This is a genomic window from Enterobacter sp. kpr-6, from assembly GCF_900116015.1.
In the GTDB taxonomy this organism is placed as follows: domain Bacteria; phylum Pseudomonadota; class Gammaproteobacteria; order Enterobacterales; family Enterobacteriaceae; genus Enterobacter_D.
Genome location: NZ_FOYH01000004.1, coordinates 129,006 through 147,198, shown reverse-complemented (window position 1 = coordinate 147,198; position 18,193 = coordinate 129,006). Strand labels below are relative to the sequence as shown.

The 18,193-nt window shown below is 50.9% G+C and carries 12 protein-coding genes and 1 pseudogene; 5 read left to right on the top strand and 8 right to left on the bottom strand.

The window, feature by feature from the left end; all coding sequences use genetic code 11:
* Nucleotides 1-12 precede the first annotated feature (12 nt).
* The 3 genes from BM373_RS12335 to BM373_RS12325 form a co-directional block, all read right to left on the bottom strand.
* Nucleotides 13-1,083 carry a DUF2955 domain-containing protein gene (locus BM373_RS12335; protein WP_090461813.1) on the bottom strand — a complete coding sequence of 357 codons (1,071 nt, stop codon included), beginning with the start codon at nt 1,081-1,083 and terminating at the stop codon, nt 13-15.
* 2 nt (nt 1,084-1,085) lie between these two features.
* Nucleotides 1,086-2,153, bottom strand: coding sequence for an HlyD family secretion protein (locus tag BM373_RS12330; RefSeq protein WP_090461811.1), 1,068 nt, complete (start codon nt 2,151-2,153; stop codon nt 1,086-1,088).
* A gap of 229 nt (nt 2,154-2,382) precedes the next feature.
* Nucleotides 2,383-2,547, bottom strand: coding sequence for a DUF1127 domain-containing protein (locus BM373_RS12325; protein ID WP_090461809.1), 165 nt, complete (start codon nt 2,545-2,547; stop codon nt 2,383-2,385).
* 176 nt (nt 2,548-2,723) lie between these two features.
* Between BM373_RS12325 and BM373_RS12320 the strand changes: the two genes are divergently transcribed.
* From BM373_RS12320 to BM373_RS12305, 4 genes are all read left to right on the top strand, one after another.
* The gene (locus BM373_RS12320; protein ID WP_090462196.1) at nt 2,724-4,139 is read left to right on the top strand and encodes an aminotransferase-like domain-containing protein; all 1,416 of its coding nucleotides are present in this window, start codon (nt 2,724-2,726) and stop codon (nt 4,137-4,139) included.
* A gap of 173 nt (nt 4,140-4,312) precedes the next feature.
* A complete protein-coding gene (locus BM373_RS12315) occupies nt 4,313-5,542 on the top strand; it encodes a DUF6361 family protein (protein ID WP_090461807.1) in 1,230 nt (409 codons plus the stop codon).
* Entirely contained in the window at nt 5,536-7,341 is a 1,806-nt protein-coding gene (locus BM373_RS12310) for a phospholipase D-like domain-containing protein (RefSeq protein ID WP_090461806.1), read from the top strand. Before BM373_RS12315 ends, BM373_RS12310 begins: the two co-directional genes overlap by 7 nt.
* A complete protein-coding gene (locus BM373_RS12305; protein WP_218159468.1) occupies nt 7,331-10,468 on the top strand; it encodes a helicase-related protein in 3,138 nt (1,045 codons plus the stop codon). Before BM373_RS12310 ends, BM373_RS12305 begins: the two co-directional genes overlap by 11 nt.
* Nucleotides 10,469-10,599: 131 nt before the next feature.
* Here the strand turns inward: BM373_RS12305 and BM373_RS12300 are convergent, their stop codons facing one another.
* On the bottom strand, nt 10,600-11,721 hold the full coding sequence (locus tag BM373_RS12300) for a ribosomal protein uL16 3-hydroxylase (protein ID WP_090461802.1): 1,122 nt from the start codon (nt 11,719-11,721) through the stop codon (nt 10,600-10,602).
* A 268-nt stretch (nt 11,722-11,989) separates the two neighbouring features.
* Between BM373_RS12300 and BM373_RS21475 the strand changes: the two genes are divergently transcribed.
* A complete protein-coding gene (locus BM373_RS21475) occupies nt 11,990-12,199 on the top strand; it encodes a hypothetical protein (protein WP_143102657.1) in 210 nt (69 codons plus the stop codon).
* 394 nt (nt 12,200-12,593) lie between these two features.
* Here the strand turns inward: BM373_RS21475 and BM373_RS12295 are convergent, their stop codons facing one another.
* The 4 genes and pseudogenes from BM373_RS12295 to BM373_RS12280 form a co-directional block, all read right to left on the bottom strand.
* Nucleotides 12,594-15,842 (bottom strand): type I restriction endonuclease subunit R, encoded by a 3,249-nt coding sequence (locus BM373_RS12295; RefSeq protein ID WP_090461800.1) that lies wholly within the window; start codon nt 15,840-15,842, stop codon nt 12,594-12,596.
* On the bottom strand, nt 15,839-17,200 hold the full coding sequence (locus BM373_RS12290) for a restriction endonuclease subunit S (protein WP_090461798.1): 1,362 nt from the start codon (nt 17,198-17,200) through the stop codon (nt 15,839-15,841). The genes BM373_RS12295 and BM373_RS12290 overlap by 4 nt, the downstream gene beginning before the upstream one ends.
* Nucleotides 17,200-17,556 (bottom strand): annotated as a pseudogene (locus BM373_RS12285) (SAM-dependent DNA methyltransferase); the annotation flags it as partial. The pseudogene BM373_RS12285 and the gene BM373_RS12290, both read right to left, overlap by 1 nt.
* Entirely contained in the window at nt 17,522-17,737 is a 216-nt protein-coding gene (locus BM373_RS12280) for a type I restriction-modification system subunit M N-terminal domain-containing protein (RefSeq protein WP_090461797.1), read from the bottom strand. The pseudogene BM373_RS12285 and the gene BM373_RS12280, both read right to left, overlap by 35 nt.
* Between the last annotated feature and the right edge of the window lie 456 nt (nt 17,738-18,193).

The following is an 18,193-nucleotide window of genomic DNA, read 5'->3' as shown; positions in this document are numbered from 1 at the left end:
TGGCCCGGCAGTTTAGCGCGGTGGTTCTGCCACGTAGCGCGTCGCCTCAAAGCGATTGAGGAACAAATGCATCAGGAACACCAGCGTTAGTGTAATCAGCAACGACACCGTGACGGACGCGATACGGTACATGTCACTGAACACCAGATCCTGATTCGGATGCATATTTTGCCCGAACATAATCCCCAGCGTCGTAATACTGGCAAACCCCACCCCTGCTCCCACCTTTTCCATCGTGTGCAGCCTCGCGCCAAACGCCAGCCCAAGGCCAATCAGCGGCATCATCAGCAGCATGTGACTACTGTGATCGTAGAGCACCAGTTGCACCAGCAGCACATAAAGACAGCCAATCACCACGCCGACCACACGCCACAGCGAGCTTAATACCGCGCCGCGATAATGCATTGGAAACAGCGCTAAAATGCCCGCCATCAGCGCCGACAGGGAATCGCTCAGATTACACACCTGGAAAACGACAAAAATCAGCGTCGCCACGGTACCGGATAACAGTGATTCATGGCGCACGCGGGCGGCATTTTTTTCAATCACTGGTGGGCGCTGACGCGGTTCCACATCGGGGATCAGATAGTTGAGCACGGCGCTCAGACACACCGCCATCACGCTGGCTTCAACGTTTGAGAACAACAATACGTGCCAGTCATTGGTCGGATAGCTCATAAAATTGAGCATGACGCTCTGGCACACTACGCCCATCGAACCAAACAGAAACAGCGGCCCCTGGCTCATAAAGCGAAAACGCACCACGTACAGGCCAAATACCACCAGCGTCATAATGACCGGCCATTGCGACAGATAGCCGATAATCAGCACCATTTCGAGGCAGTTTATCGCCGCGCTGCATACAAACTGTTTCGCGACGTGGCGGTTAAAGACCGGCACCAGCGACAGCAGCATCAGCGGGTAAACCACAAAAAAGACGCCATATTGCGTGCTGTAAAAACTTGAGACGCTGAGCGCAATCATGCCTGCCACGGCGATGCGCAACGTCTGGCGGAAATCGTTCGGCGTAAAAACAATATTGTCGTGCGGCGTAAAAACCCGCGCCAGCGTATTAATAGACATGGTTAATACACATAGTGCAGCAGGCTGACGAGGCGGATTTGCAGCCCTGAAAAGAAGCGGGCGAACGGCCCCTCGCTGTTATAAAGCTGCACGGTGGCGCGTGCGCCCGTCGGTAAACGGCGATCGAGGGGTTCGTCGAGGGCAACGTGAATGCGCATCCGCTGTGCGTCACGCACCCAGCGGTTGGAGGCTTCCGGCTGCGACAGCTCGCCGTTCACCGCCTCCTGACCTGCCAGCACACCCGCGTCCAGACTGGTAACGTGCGCGTGGAATACCTGACCCGGCAGCGCATCAAACACCACCGCCGCATCAGTACCGTTTCGCGTATGACGCAGGCTTTTTTCGCGGAAATCGGCAACGATATCGGTGTTATTGCTTACCAGCGCCAGCGCCGCCGTGCCTGCCGGGGCATACCAGCCGGGGCTAAGTTGCAGGTTACTGATGGTGCCATCGGCTTCCGCGCGGATCTGCGTCCAGGCCAGATTCAGTTGCGCCTGTTCGAGTGCGTTACGGTATTTCTTCAGCGTCACGTTGCGGGCATCGTCTTTCTCGCCGCGCTCAATGGTCAGTTCATGAATGTTCGCGCGCAGGGAATTTACCGACTGTTCGCTGCTCTGCCAGGCGGTGCGCACTTTATCAAGATCCTGCTGCGACACGTTCTGCATCGCACTCAGGCGCTGATAGCGATCGAAGGTCACTTTATCGTTGCGGGCGGTAAGTTCGGCGGTTTTCAGGCTCGCCTGCGCGGCAGCGATTTTGGCATCAAGCTGTTGATTGGTCAGACACGCCTGCTGCCAGGCGATTTGCGCGGCATCAACATTGTTATTAAACGGCGTCGGGTCCAGCTCAAACAGCAGATCGCCCTTCTTCACCTGGCTGTTGTTATGCACATGCACCCTGGCGACATAGCCGGAGACGCGGGCGGAAACGGGCGTTACCACGCGCATCACCGTGGAATCTGGCGTCAGCGGGATCCAGATATCTGCCACGATAAAATAGACAAACATCAACAGGAAAGAGGCAATACTCATCCTTACCCAGCGGGCAAATTTTTGTTCAGGCGTCATCATAATTATTATGTCTTACTGTCTTATGCAGGTTATTTGCGATGTGAATTACGCGCTCTGTCCCGCGCCACGAGGCGCACAAAGCAGCGGGCTAAGCTAATGGTTATCAGGGGAAGGATCAAGAAACCGGCAGTAAGAGAGCATGGAATGCGAAAAAGTGATCTACCTCACATTAATGGCCTGGATCACGTCTGAAATTTGCCCGGTCAGCGTACACCGCCGGGCCCGTGGATCAGCACACATCATCCCGGTTCAACCCCACATCGCGCAACTGGGCTTCACTCATACGGCTTAAGATGCGCCGGGTTTGCACCTGATGACGCCATTTTTTAAACGCACGCCAGATCAGCACAAATCCAATAAATGGCCGTTTTGGTCGGTTTTCAAAGAATTCCATGGTGTCTCTCCTCATCAGTTCAGGTGTTTATGATGACGGGAATTCACCTCGACAATACAGAGCCACAAAATGCTTTTCTTTAGCATACAGATTGCGTAAAACAGCAGGTGAACCGCTTTATGACCGCTAATCTGTACTGGTTTACTAATCTGTATGGTGCAAACAAAGGATACAGCATGACGCGTTATCAACATCTGGCGAATCTTCTGGCCGAGCGCATTGAGCAGGGGCTGTATCGCAGCGGCGAAAAGCTGCCGTCGGTGCGCAGCCTCAGTCAGGAACATGGGGTGAGCATCAGCACCGTGCAGGAGGCGTACCGGGTACTGGAGAACCTGCAACTTATCATCCCGCAGCCGCGCTCCGGTTATTTCGTCGCAAAGCACAAAGCACAGCCGCCGGTCCCTGCGATGTCGCGTCCGGTGCAGCGCCCGGTAGAAGTCACACAATGGGATGAAGTGCTGATGCTGCTGGACGCCCGCGCCGACAGCACCATCACCTCTTTTGGCGGCGGTTCACCGGATATCACCCAGCCGAGCCTCAAACCGCTGTGGCGCGAGATGAGCCGCGTGGTGCAGCACAATATTCACGACGTACTCAGCTATGACGAACTGGCAGGCCGCCACGATCTACGCGAACAGATTGCCCGCCTGATGCTCGACCACGGATCGGCGGTGAATTCCGATGAAATCATTGTGACCAGCGGCTGCCACAGCGCATTAGCCATCGCCCTGCTCTCTGTGTGCAAACCCGGCGACATTGTGGCGGTCGAGTCACCCTCGTTTCACGGCACCATGCAGATGCTGCGCGGCCTGGACATCAAAGCCATTGAAATCCCCACCGATACCGAAAGCGGGATCAGCGTCGAAGCGCTGGAACTGGCGCTTGAGCAGTGGCCTGTTAAAGGCGTGATCCTGGTACCAAACTGCAACAATCCGCTGGGCTTTATCATGCCGGAAGCGCGCAAACGAGCGGTGCTGGCTCTGGCGCAACGCCACGATATTGTGATTTTTGAAGACGACGTTTACGGTGAGCTGGCCTATGACTACCCGCGCCCGCGCAGCATTAAATCGTTTGATATTGATGGGCGCGTGCTGTTGTGCAGTTCATTCACTAAAACTATCGCGCCGGGTCTGCGCGTCGGCTGGATCGCGCCAGGGCGCTATCACGACCGGGTGATGCATATGAAATATGCCGCAAGCGGCACCACCGTGCCCTCCACCCAACTGGCGGTGACGGCGTTTATTCGCGACGGCCACTACCACCGCCATATGCGCCGGATGCGTCAGCTTTACCAGTATAATATGGACACTTTTACCTGCTGGGTGCGTCAGTATTTCCCCGATGAAATCTGCGTCACGCGGCCCAAAGGCGGCTTTATGCTGTGGGTTGAACTGCCGGAAAGGGTGGATATGGTCTGCGTTGCCCAACAGCTTTGCCGCCTGAAAATCCAGGTCGCCCCCGGCTCGCTGTTTTCCGCCTCCGGAAAATACCGCAACTGCCTGCGCATTAACTGCGCGCTGCCCACTACCGAGCACAATCGCGAAGCGCTGAAAAAACTGGGCGAAGCGATTTATATTGCGATGGAGGAGTAAAATTACGCACTTTAACTTTTCATCATCAAAGCTCGTCTGCGTTGAAATAATTAGAAAATAACGTGCTCCCCGCCTCGTTAGGCTCATTCTCATGAGCGTATGCTGCACGCTAAAAATTATCGTTGCAGATTGACCGTTATTTTAACGGAGATCGTTTTATAGGGAGTCATTAAATGGCATCTGTTCTGGCCTGGCTTGATCATGATTTACGTGCCCAGGAAGAGACGTTACGCCTTTTTTCACAATTCCAGGAAAAAGAGAGCCGCGATGAGCTGGGTATTAGCGCCATCCGCGACAGTTTCGCCGACCAGCTTTTCCCTGGCACCAGCACCATCCAGACACGTTTACGTTATATGTTGTTTATCCCATGGATGTATCAAAAGCTTGAAGGGAAACGAACGCCCGCTGAAAGTTTTGCCCGTATTGCTGACCAGCAGGAACGCAGTCTCTTTAAGCCATTGCTTGCCTCTCGTGATCCGGCAGGTGCATTTGGTAAACATTCTGGTCAGAACCTTAAGCGCTTGCCTGGTTCCATATACTGGTCAGGTCTTGGACGGTGGAAAATTCGGCTGATCGACTGTTCGCAGGACGAATATCACCGCCGCGTTGATGAGCTTTACCGTTGCCGTGATGCTATCGCCGCGCGGGAAAATAAGGAAAAAATTCGCGGCGATGATGTGGATCCTGAGCAGCGCAAAATAGCGCTTAGCTGGCATTCCAGCCTGCCTCCAGCACCTGATGATTTCCCGGCTGGCGCTTCGTTCGATCTGACACGTGAAGAAGCCAGTTTTCTCAGCGATCGTATTCAGGCCTCCTGCCCCGGTAGTTTGCTGGCACATCTGGCGCTTAACAGCGAGGAAGTCAGCGTAAATTTCCCCTGGGAGCATCCCGGTTATGCATCTTTCCCCGACAACCTGAAGGCCTTACTCACTCATGCGCGGCTGTTCTCAGAAATCATGTACGCAGCAGCACTTTCTTATAATGTGCAACTGGCGCGAAAATCAAATTTAACAGCGCTCGCCCGCGATCATGAAGAACGCTTTGCGGCGTGGCTTACAACATTACCCTATAACGACATCCGTAACTGGCAACCTCAAGCGCTGTGGGAAGCTGTCTGCCAGCCAGGGCATAGCGTGTCCTATAAAACACGACTCTTTATTGAGCAATGGCTCGGCCATATTCAACACTCTCCAGAAACGTTGCTCAGTGATGAAAATGCTTTGGCTCTCATTCGGCAAAGGGAAATCGAATTAAAGGGTGCACGCTCACGTTTTAAAAATCAGCTCGCACTGGATATGTGGCAAGGCTATGCCGGTACCGGAAAACTGGCGTATCGCTGGAATACAGTGAGAACATTTTTAAACGATCTGGCACTGGGATTTAAGGGAAAAGAAGTATGTTAAGCCCCGAAAACCGCACGCTGTATACATCGGCATTGACGCCACCACCAGGTATGCGATTTAAAGAAGCCATTGCCACAACCTTCTCCCTCGATCCTGCTTTTTTACTTCAGGCCCCTGTACACCTGGCCTTAATGGCCACAGATGCTCAGCAAGGAGATGACCTTTTTTCCCGCTTCGAAGCGATTCGCCGTTATGCAGATAACATTACCGTTTATGTTCAACAAGGACGGATTCAGGTACCTGCCAAAGGGAAGCCAAGCCCGCTATTCGGCATGCTGGAGAAAATGATTATTGAAGTATCTGCCCCTAATGGCGGCGTTTTCCATCCTAAAATCTGGGCTATCCGCTTTGCTGATGAATATGAAGATGAGGTGATGTATCGGCTGGTCATTTTAAGTCGTAACCTCACCACTGATGCATCATGGGATCTCTCTCTCCAGCTGGAGGGGTGGCTCACTGGACGCAGACATAAAATCAACAATCCTTTAGCGCATTTAATCCAACTCCTGCCGGAGCTATGTACAGGAAATTGTGATGAAACACGGCGCGACCAGGCGTTACGATTTGCCAGCGAATTGCAGCGCGTTGACTGGCAATACCCGCCAGGTTTTGACGAGATAGCATTTTACCTGCCCGGTATAAAAAGGTTTAGCTGGAAACCGCCGCAGGCCAGTCGGGTCGCGGTGATATCGCCTTTCTGCTCTGACAAGGCTCTGCAATATATTGTTGATGGATATAAACATATAGATGCGCTCATTTCGCGGCCAGAAACTTTACTTGCGCTGAAAAGTGAAACACGCGCGCTTTTTTCGCGCACGCTTCATCTTGATGATGCGGCTGAGAACCCCGATGTCCCGGAAGCGCCCGGGACGGATGCTATTACTGCCACGGGCCTGCATGCCAAAGTATTGCTGTTTGAAACGGGCTGGGACAGCGAGATCGTTCTCGGTTCAGCCAATGCCACCAATGCAGCATTATTATGCGGTAAAAATTGTGAAATTCTGGTTTCACTTAAAGGCAAAAAAAGTAAAATCGGTTCGATTGGAGACATGCTTAGCGCTGAAGGGATGGGAAAATATCTCGTCGATTTCGATGAAAGCCAGCAAGCTGAGCCGGATACACAGCGTGCAGAAGCGGAGCGTATTGCTGAGAATGCCCGCTCGCTACTGGCGCAAGCCTGCCTTAATGTGACATGCCGCCCTGGCCAGAATGAACAAGCCTGGGCGCTAATCCTGTCAGGCGCAATTCCGCCGTTGCCTGGCATTGTATCGGGATGGATTTGGCCGGTGACGGTCCCGGCTGAATCAGGATGCGCGTTGCCGCTCAATGCCCTCGACAAGGAGCTAGTATTAGGCGAGTTTTCTGCTGCCTCGCTTACGGGCCTGATAGCCTTTGAACTCCACACCGCGCACCCGGAGGTCACTGTACGCTTCGTGCTTAACCTGCCCCTAATAGCCGTCCCCGATGAACGTGAAGCGATGATTTTGCAAACTATCATCAACAGGCAGGAAGATTTCATGCGCTATCTGATGATGTTACTTAATGCCGATTCACCCTTCGCCTTTTCCACTGAGATAAATGCAGACCCGGTTAACGGATTCTATGGGCTATCTCTGGGGGAAGAAGTGCCACTGCTGGAAGAACTGACCCGGATGTACAGCCGTAATCCCGAACGCCTGGCCGATGTTGCGGCGCTGGTAAAAAACCTGCGCCACAGTCCTGACAAACCTATCCCTGAAGATTTTCTGGATCTGTGGGCGGTATTCGAATCGGCGACAGGAGTTCATCGTGAACAATAAAAATCTGCCCAAACCATCACCATTGGCGGGTCTGAAAGACTTTCAAAAAAGAACGGTTAATTACGTTTTTGAGCAATTTTACGGCAAAAAAAAGCAAACCCGTTTTCTGGTTGCGGATGAAGTGGGACTGGGAAAAACCATGGTGGCACGTGGGATCATCGCTAAAACCATTGCACATTTGCAGGATGAAATGGATCGGATAGATATTATTTATATCTGTTCAAATGCAGCTATCGCCACGCAAAATATTAACAGCCTGAAGATGAACCATAATGGCGCAACACCGCTAACAACGCGCCTGACGCTGCTTCCAAGACAAGTCCGCTCGCTGCGGCAAAATAAACTCAATTTTATTAGTCTGACGCCAGGCACAACTTTCGATCACACCCGAAGCCGCGGCGGTCAAATGGAAGAGCGCGGGATTCTTTATCAGATACTTTTCGACCTGCCACTGGCAAAAGGCGAGCGACGTGAACGCTTACGTCGGGGTATGTATACATCGCTTCAGGCTACGGCCTCGCCACAAAGCTGGGATCATACGGTACGCCAGATTTCCGCCGACCCGCTTGATGTCGATCTGTCCAAAGATTTTCGTCGTGCCGTTATGGATGACCCGGCGCTCTACGCGCAGTTAAAAGAGGTATGCAATCGCTTCGCTGATGGTGACTGGTCGGAAGAGGATTCTCAGTGGCGTTACGATCTGATTGGCAAGCTACGCAATAAACTGGCCTCAGTATGTTTATCAGCACTGGAACCGGACCTGGTTATTCTTGATGAATTTCAGCGGTTTAAATCGCTACTTAACGGAGATGATGACGCTGCTGCGTTGGCAAAAGCCCTTTTTGACCATCGCGATGTACGGGTATTGCTGCTCTCAGCAACACCTTACAAGATGTACACCACCGATCAGGAAAGCAGTGAAGATAACCACTACAAGGACTTTATCAGCACGCTGGAATTCTTATTCAACGATGTGGAGAAAATCGCTGAGATAGAGCAACGTCTGTTGGCGATCCGCAATGCTTTACGAGGGTCAACGCTGAACATCAATGCGAAATACGATCTGGAGCAGGCGTTACTTCAGGTCATGTGTCGTACTGAAAGGATTGCGACCACACGGGATCAGAACGCGATGACGATTGAAGTGAAGCGGCATACGCCCCTTACAGTCAAAGATCTTCAGCATGCAGCCAATGTTGATTCCCTTGCGCTCAATTTGAATGTCGCCGACCCGCTGGAGTACTGGAAGTCTGCGCCCTATCTTCTGAATTTTCTCAAGTCTTACGAACTGCGTAATCGTCTGGATGAAACTATCACTAACCCTTCTGACAGTCTCAATACACTCTTAAAAACGGCTAAAAAACAGTGGCTGACAAAAGGTAAATTTGAGAAATATAAACCGATTGATGCGGCTAACCCTCGAATGCGAATGCTGTTTGAAGACACTCTTGATAAAGGAATGTGGCAATTACTGTGGATGCCACCTTCACTGCCTTATACGCTGCCTGGAGGGGTTTATCAGAATAAAGATAATCTCACCAAAACGCTGGTATTTTCACGCTGGAACGCCGTACCGGATGCCATTGCGACAATATGCTCTTACGAAGCAGAAAGAAGAATGGTCAGTGATGCCGACATCACCCACAGCAAACTCACCACAAAAGTGGCGAAGCTTTTACGCATCAGCACATCATCGAAAGACAAGCGCCTGACGGGAATGCCAGTCATTGCATGGATATTGCCTTCTCCCACGCTTGCCGCACAAATCGATCCGCTGGCGATCGCACGGGCCCAGGGTGGAAAACCTCTCACCATAGAAAAAATGCGTGCTATTGCCAAAGCGAAGTGTGAAGCACTGCTGCGTAATCTTCCCGCAGGAGAACCCGGTGCGCGCGCAGATGAACGCTGGTACTGGGCCGCACCTGCTCTGCTGGATGCGAATGCTCAATATCTGAATTGGTGCGAGACAAAAACTGACTGGCCGGTCGGGGCTACCGAAAATGAAGTCAGTGAACCTTTTCAGGATCATATCGATTACTTTTTGCAAATAGCGCTGTCCCCAAATACGCTTGGCCCCCGTCCAGCGGATCTCGCCGATGTGCTGTGTGAATTTGCACTTGCCGCACCGGGAACCTGTGCCTTACGCGCGCTTAACCGTATTAATAAAGACCTGGATATTTCCGCAAACGAGGTGTTGTCTGCAGCCGTTCAAATTGCCGCAGGATTCCGCACACTTTTTAACCTGGCAGAGACCATTTTATTACTGCGGGGTACAGGTGATGACACTTACTGGCGGCTGACTTTGCAATATGGCATTGATGGCAATCTACAGGCAGTGCTCGATGAATATGTACATGTTCTGTATGAAAAACCGAGCCTTAAGGACCGAACCACGGCAGAACAAATAAATTACATCGCTACACATATCCATTCAGTTTTATCGTTGCGCCCGGCGCAATTGCATATCGATGAATTTAAAGCCAAAAACGGGGGTTATACGAAAAACAACATCGTCACCCGTTGCCGTTTCGCCTTACGCTATGGAAACGTCAATAACGATGATAAACAAGGCAATGCACGAGCCGAAACCGTTAAAGATGCGTTCAACTCGCCTTTTCGTCCGTTTGTACTGGCATCCACATCCCTTGGCCAGGAAGGACTTGATTTTCATACCTGGTGCCATGCGGTGATGCACTGGAATTTACCTTCCAATCCGGTCGATCTTGAGCAGCGCGAGGGGCGTGTTCATCGTTATAAAGGCCATGCGGTGAGAAAAAACGTAGCTGCACGCTATGGTCTGGATACGCTTACGTCAGATGAACAGCAATACGATCCGTGGAAAACGTTATTCACACAGGCAGCAAACGATCGCACAGCAACGCAATCCGATTTAATCCCCTACTGGATTTTTGAAGGGCCATCACATGTAGAACGCCGCATTCCGATGCTGCCCTACAGTAAAGAAAGCATTAAATTTAAGCAGCTTAAGCAGGGCCTGGCACTCTACCGCATTGTTTTTGGTCAACCGCGCCAGGAAGACTTATTGTTCAGTATTCATCAGCAAAAAGAGCATATATCGGATGATATTGACGACTGGCTGATTTCCCTAACACCGCCAGAAGTGTGAATACCGAGCGAGCCATGTGGATGAGACGCGCTTTCGTGAACACTGCACAACGCTGGCTGAAGCGGCGTGGCTGACGGTCTGGCGACCCGGCCTGCAACATCTTACCCGTTTGCAGGCCGGGTCAGCGGGCATTACTCGTCGAAGAACCAGTAGCCCTGATTCACCAGCGCGGTCAGCTCGGTAATAAAGGCCGGATTGTTGACCGCCTCGCCCAGCTCTTTTTGGCTGATAAACGAGTAGCGGCACAGCGCATCGGCGGCCACCGGATCGACCGTCTCCAGGCGCTCGCTGTTGATGAAGAAACTGTCGCCGATGTGCAGCACCCGCAGCCCGCTCAGACGTGACAGCACTTCGCCGCCCTGCAATGCATCGAGGATTTCCTCTTCTTCATACGGTGGCTCGGCAGGCGCGATGTCCAGCTCATGACGCGGCGTGGTGGCAAAACGGCCAAACCACTGCTTAAAATCTTCCGGCTGGCTGATCACCTCGATCATCATGTCACGCAGACGATCCAGCTCGTACTCTTCCACCCGACCCGGATGCTCGCGGCAGGTAAGATCCGGATCGCTGTAGTGCTCGCCGCCCAAATCGTTTTCCAGCGCGTAATCGGCAAAGCTGCTGATCAGATCGCGGCCGTTCGGACCACGGAAGCCCACCGAGTAGTTGAGCGCGGTTTCATGGGTAAAGCCGTCGTGTGGGAATCCAGGCGGAATATAGAGGATATCGCCCGGCTCCAGATCTTCATCGATGATCGGTTCGAACGGATCGACATGCAGCAGCGCCGGATGCGGGCAGAACTGACGCATCGGCAGTTTATCCCCCACCCGCCAGCGGCGGCTGCCCATCCCCTGAATAATAAACACATCGTACTGATCGATGTGTGGCCCCACGCCGCCGCCTGGCACGGAGAAGGAGATCATCAGATCGTCCAGCCGCCAGTCCGGTAGCACACGGAACGGACGCACCAGCTCGGCAGACGGCGCGTGCCAGTGGTTGACGGCCTGCGCCAGTAGCGACCAGCCGGTTTCCCCCAGACCATCAAAATGCTCGAACGGCCCGTTGCTGGCCTGCCATTGACCCTCAAAATGACTCACGAGGCGGCTGTCCACCTCTGGCTCCATCGCCAGGCCCGCTAACTCATCAGGCGTGATGCGATCGACAAAGCCGGGGAAAGCGTTCTTTAAAACAACAGGTTGTTTTTGCCAGTATTTTTCTAAAAATTCCGGCCAGTTCAGGTTCAGTTGGTAAGCCATAGGTCACACCCGTGAGAAAGTTAACGGGCGCGATTATAAAGAGAGGGCGCCTTTGACCGCCTTGTCATGGGTCAAGGCGGTCAGCGAAAAGCTAATGCCGGGGTAGCGCTGACTTTCAGGTGAAAAGCGGTGGAATTTTCATACTTTATCCTGAGCGTCTGAATGACTGTGCCATATAGAGTTAAAGCAGGATGTTAAATAACGCCTTCGCTGACAGAGCAATAAATCCATCTCTCTTCTCATCTATAAAAAATAATAAGAGGCCAGCATGATTGATTATTCTGAATTACCTTTAGCGGGTGAAGTAATAATAAGAGCGCAGGTAAACCCGCAAAATGAGCATGGCTGGGGAACCGCCGCCAATATGATTATGCAGGTAGAGAGTTGTTTGAAATCCACAGAAAGTGCAGGCGAAAATGTGATTAGGGTGGACTTTAAAGCCAGACGATATGACGAGGGCTTTATCCGGCGTGACTGATGAAGCGGGAGAGAGATGTTACAAAGCACTGGTGGCTTTGCTACCCTGCTGATTATTGTAACTATATGCGCCAAGAGGTTATTTTTAGAAAGGCTTTTCGTGCTCGACCATTAATGGGGAATTTACCACGGCTTATGGCATCATTATGAATTATTGACCAGTCAGCGCTAAATGTCAGCGAATCGTTTCTCAGAATGCTGATAACACAGCATTTGAAAGACGACACGCTCTACGACTATCCATTGTTAAATAGTTAAAGTTGCTGAAGGTGCTGTAAGTGAATAGTTTCTTATTTTACGCATTGAATCTGGGGCGCAATAATAGCCGCCCCTTTTTTAAAGCTGTATTGTCAGCTCTCTACACTCATCAAAACGTCCAATCCAGACCGCTAAAGTCACGCCCCTTTCAACATATCAAATACCACCCGGGCAAAGCCTTTCGCCAGTTCAGGGTTAGAGAGGTATTGCACCATCATCTCCTGCTGGGCGTCGTTGCTGTCCATCACGGCATCATCAATGGCTTTGGGAAAATCGCCCAGCATCGCCTGTTCGCGCGTATTGTTGGCAATCTGAGTCATCACTGCCTGGTTTTCTGACAGCTTGTCACGCACCGCGAAGGCATAATTAATCATGTCTTTATCGGTGAGATTATCGGTGACGAACAGCTCATTAAGGCGAGCCAGGATATTCGACAGAAACTCTTCTTTCTTGTCCTTCGGCTTCGCGGTACCGACATCATTACCTGGTTTTATTTTGTAATCTTCTGCATCCTCTTGCAGCTTCAGATGCTGCTCGTGGAGTTTTGATAAGCGGTAATGACTCATCTCGACGTTGCTTAAATCAATCTCATCTTCTTCGATACGCTGTTCATGCAGCAACGGACGCAAGTGGCGGGCAAACAGGCTCAGCTTTTCTAAGTTCTTGTCGTCGTAATCGACGATTTGCGACATAAACTCGTAAAAGCGGACAAAACTGCCGAGATCTTTCTTGAAGATATCCAGCTTACTTTTTTCTTTCTCGCATTCTTTGAAAGTGTTTTCCGCATTGGTGATCAGCACAATATCGCCGGTCTTCTTGGTGCGTTCAAACATCTCTTTGGCCAGCACATACGCATCAATCGCCGATGTATAGCGCTGCTTCCAGCGCTCCACCGCAGGCTTGCAGATATTGCTGATGACCGCGTTGGATTTGTTTTTGCTGAAGAACGCCTCGCAAAACTGCTCCACTTCATTCCACAGGAAAATGCCGCTGGTGCGCAGCTTTTCATAGAGTTCAAAAACAAGTTGCGGGTCGCTGACATCCGTCAGTTCCGCTGTCTGGTAGTACGGCTGGAAAGCGCCCAAAATCTCGTCGGGTTCGTTCCAGAAATCGAGCACGAAGGTGCCGGACTGTGCCTTTCCAGGATAGGTACGGTTCAGGCGAGACAGCGTCTGTACGCACTCCACGCCGCCCAGCTTTTTATCCACATACATGGCGCACAGCTTGGGCTGGTCAAAACCGGTCTGGAACTTGTTGGCCACCAGCATCACCTGGTAGTCGTCGGTATCAAACGCTTTACGCATATCCCGGCCTTTGAGGCCTGGGTTCATATTGATCTCGGTGAACTTCTGGTTAAGCAGCGCAAGGCTATTGTGGTCATCTTCGTGGAATTCCACTTCCCCGGAGAACGCCACCATCGCGCTGATCTTGTCGTACTTTTGCTCGGCGATGTATTTATCGAACGCCAGCTTGTAGCGCACCGCCGCTTTACGCGAACTGGTTACCACCATCGCTTTCGCCTGACCGGCCAGTAAATGCATCACATGCTTGCGGAAGTGCTCAACAATCACCTTCACTTTCTGCGACACGTTATGATCGTGCAGCGAGACCCACTGATTCAGCTTGATCTTCGCTTTCTTGCTGTCCACTTCCCGATCAGGATCGTCCAGCTTTTGCAGCAGCTTATATGCCACCTTGTAGTTGGTGTAGTTCTTAAGCACATCAAGAATAAAACCTTCTTCGATGGCCTGACGCATGGAGTAAATGTGGAACGCTTCCGGCTTATTAGTTTTAGATGCCGGTTCATGTGGGTTAGGACGACGGCCAAACAGCTCCAGCGTTTTGGCTTTCGGCGTGGCGGTAAAGGCGTAGTAGTTGAGGTTGTTACTTCCTTTACGCGCGGCGACGGTGGCATCCAGAATATCTTCTGAAGACATCTCTACATCGTCATCTGCTTCTTCAGTCATCAGCACTTCTTTCAACTGACGCGCTGTAGAACCGCTCTGCGAGGAGTGCGCTTCATCGGCAATCACCGCGTATTTTCGCTGCTTGAGGCTGACGCTGTTTTCTATCGCTTTCAGGACAAACGGGAAGGTCTGGATGGTGACGATAATAATCGGCTGAGAATTTTCCAGCGCGAAGGCAAGCTTGTCTGATTTAGAGCCGTCGCCTTCTTTGTTGTTGATACGCCCGACCACGCCATCCTGATGTTCAAACTGATAGATGGTGTCCTGCAGTTGATCGTCCAGCACGGTGCGGTCCGTCACCACAATTACCGAGTGGAACTGCTTCTCGCCATTTTCATCGTACAGTCGGGAAAGCTGATGGGCTGTCCAGGCGATAGAGTTCGATTTTCCCGACCCCGCACTGTGCTGAATCAGGTATTTATTGCCGGTGCCTTCTCGAGTTGCAGCGGTGATCAGTTTGTTCACCACATCCCACTGGTGATAGCGCGGGAAAATCAGGCTCTCGCTTTTGTACTTCAGGCCAATGGCGTTTTCTTTCTCTTCGATTTGCAGATGCACGAAGCTGGCGAGAATTTTCAGCAGATTGTCCGGGAGCAGCACCTCATTCCACAGGTAGCTGGTGGCGTAGTCGTTGGCATCTTCCGGAGTGTCGTTCCCCGCACCGCCATCATGCGTACCTTTGTTAAACGGCAGGAAGAAGGTTTTATCGCCCTCGAGTTTGGTCGCCATAAACACTTCGTACTGGCTGACGGCAAAGTGCACCAGCGCGCCGCGTTTAAAGGTCAGCAACGGCTCGGGTTTATTGGTACCAGGGTCCTTCGGCAGACGCGTTTTCTTATATTGCGTTATGGCGTTTTGCACCGTCTGCTTAAATTCAGACTTCAGTTCCAGAGTCGCTACCGGCAGGCCATTAACAAACAACACCAGGTCGATACGCCATTTCTTCGCCTTAGCGCCCGTGTCTTCAAATGCGGCGTTCGACGCATGCGGGCTAAAAACCAGCTCCGGTACGATACGGCAGATATTCTGCTTGTAGCGCGTCAGGGTTTCCGGATTGAGGTTATGCTCCGGCTTAAACTGGCACAGGGAAAAACGCGCGTTATGACTTTTGATACCGTGGCGCAACACGCCGAGCGTGCCGTAAGTGCGCGAAAGCATATCGGTAGCGTTGATATCCGCCTTTTTTAGCTGCGCCACCAGCGCATCGAGGAAATGACGCTCGGTATCGGTAGGATAAATTTTGGCAAACTTCTCCCACTCCTGCGGCTGCGTGGTCTGCACAAAGGTCAGCGCATCCTGCGAGTGCAGCGCACGTTCGCGATCGTAGCCGTTGTTTTTGCCACGAACCCAGCCTCGCTCGATCATCTGCGCGATTATTTCATCCTGGAAAATCAGCTCTTTGGTGCTGTCCATGCTCATGCAGTAGCCTCCTGTGGCTCCTCAACGTTCTGCGTATCAGGGGCAACCCAATTGCGGATGTCGATTTTTCCGGTGACGGCGGCGGAGATAAGGGCTGTGCGGCGTTCCTGGAGAATTTCAATTTCCTTTTCACAACTCAATAGAAGGTTTGTGAATATAGTTTTCTTTTCTTCAATGGCCCTTACTATTTCTGCCTGTTCTTTTAGTGGAGGCACAGGTATTGGATAGCATTTCACATCAGAGCATGTAATCGCCGCTTTTGTGCTTCCCCATCCCTCAGAACTAGTACGTATTTGCTGATATTTGCTTTGTAGCCACAAATGGATAAATTCAGGCGAAATTTTATTTTTTGCCCTAGGCGTTATATATGCAACATGCTGGTTAATGGTTGCATCTATCATCATTAATGCAGATGTACCTCTAGTTTTTCCTTCGCCTGTAATAGCCATAATAACACTTCCTTTTTTTACTATAGGTAAACTACATTCATACAGAGCTTTGGTAGTAACGAATTGTTCTGCAGTTAATATTCTTTCATCATTAACTTTCGAGCTATTTAGCCATGGATAAGAACCATCTTGCCAATACAGCGTATTTTCTCTACCAGGAGTACAACCATTACCTACATTACACATCCATCCTATACGAGACCGCTCCCAATGCTTAGGAATATATCCCAACCATTCAACACCAGAATCTTTCATCGGCACATTAGGGTTTAGCCCTTTGGTGACGGCATGGCTAATCACTGCCTGACGTTTTTCTTTCAGCAGTTCAATCAGTTGCTTTTGCTTCTCGATCAGGTTATCGATTTTTGCGGTTTCGTGATCGAGGAAAGCAGATATTTTAATCTGCTCCTCATATGGGGGTAATAGTAGTGGTAATCTTCTGAAGTCCTCAAACTTCATTGATTGCCGCAAACCACCCCCCATACCGTAAAACACCTTTGTAGTATCGTATGAATGTAGTAGTCGATACAAAAAATTAGGATTTATATCACTATTGGCTTTCAGTTTTAAGTATGCAGAAGTAATGATCCCTTTCTGTTTTGCCAAACCAACCCGCAAACTATTTTTATCGTTTTGCAAGTCTGTTAGCCTTAAAATCACATCTCCACAACTAATGACCTGATATGTATTAAACGACTCAGGAAGAAGGCCAAAGTTCGTTTCAACATCCCGTGGGATAATATTTCCGTAACTTAATGAAAGAACATTGCTCTCAGCACCATCGATATTTTTCTGAGTGGATGCGTCACATAAAGCAAACGTCGGCTTCACCTCCCAGTAAGAAGGTATAGAGTCTATCCACTCAACCCCAGACTCCTTATACTCCGGATACGCCTTATACTTAGCCATCAGGAATGTACCTCCTGCAGCAGCTTCATAATCTCGGCGCTGACCGCATCCAGATCGGCATCAATCTCTTCTAACGGGCGCGGTGGCTGGTAGACATAGAAATGGCGGTTAAACGGAATTTCATAACCGACAATCCCCACCTCACCATCTTTCGCATCGCGCTTATCGGCGTTTATCCACGCATCGCTCACATGCGGCAGCACTTCAGCTTTGAAATAATTTTCAATCAGGTCGCTGGTAGACAATGCAGGGTTCAGCGGCACATTTTCGTTATCGCGCAGTTCGCCGTCCTGCTCAAACTCAACAACCTTGCCTTTGTATTCAAACGCACCGTACAGCGGCTGGCGGGCTGGTTTTTAATTCATCGTATTTCGCCACAACCGCGTCTTTGGTCTCCGCCAACACGCACTCAAGGCGGCGCAGCAGCGTAAAGGGCAGGATCACGCGTCCGTACTGAGACTGTTTAAAATCGCCGCGCAACAGATCGGCCACCGACCAAATAAACGCAGCCGTTTGAGAGAAGTTAATGTTCGTCATGAATATCCCTGGAAGAAATCGTAGCAATGGTGCAAACATGCCCATGCAGAAAATTCAGTACTGGAATGCTGTTCGCAAAATCATACCTGCAACAAAAGCTATCGCAAACGATACAGAACAAAGAAATAGATACAGTATGAAAATGTTGGTAGAGCAGCTACTGCTGCGGCTAGTTTTTCTGATTGGCCGCTTCTCGCAAACCCGGCTACGCAGTGGCGATCTCGGTAGTGACGACTGCGGGATCCTCACTACTTGACTTATCACGTAGCCGGGCCAGACGATCACTGCGCAAAGGCAGGGCGCAGGACGGTGAATTTAATCAATATCGACGTGCCAAAGCGATAGAGCCGGAATTTGTGCCACCTGTGATTCCAGAACCAGAAATACCAGCAGAAACACGTAAAAACGCCTTTTGTATAGAGAAAAAGGCAAAAGTACACTTTGATGCCAGTAGCC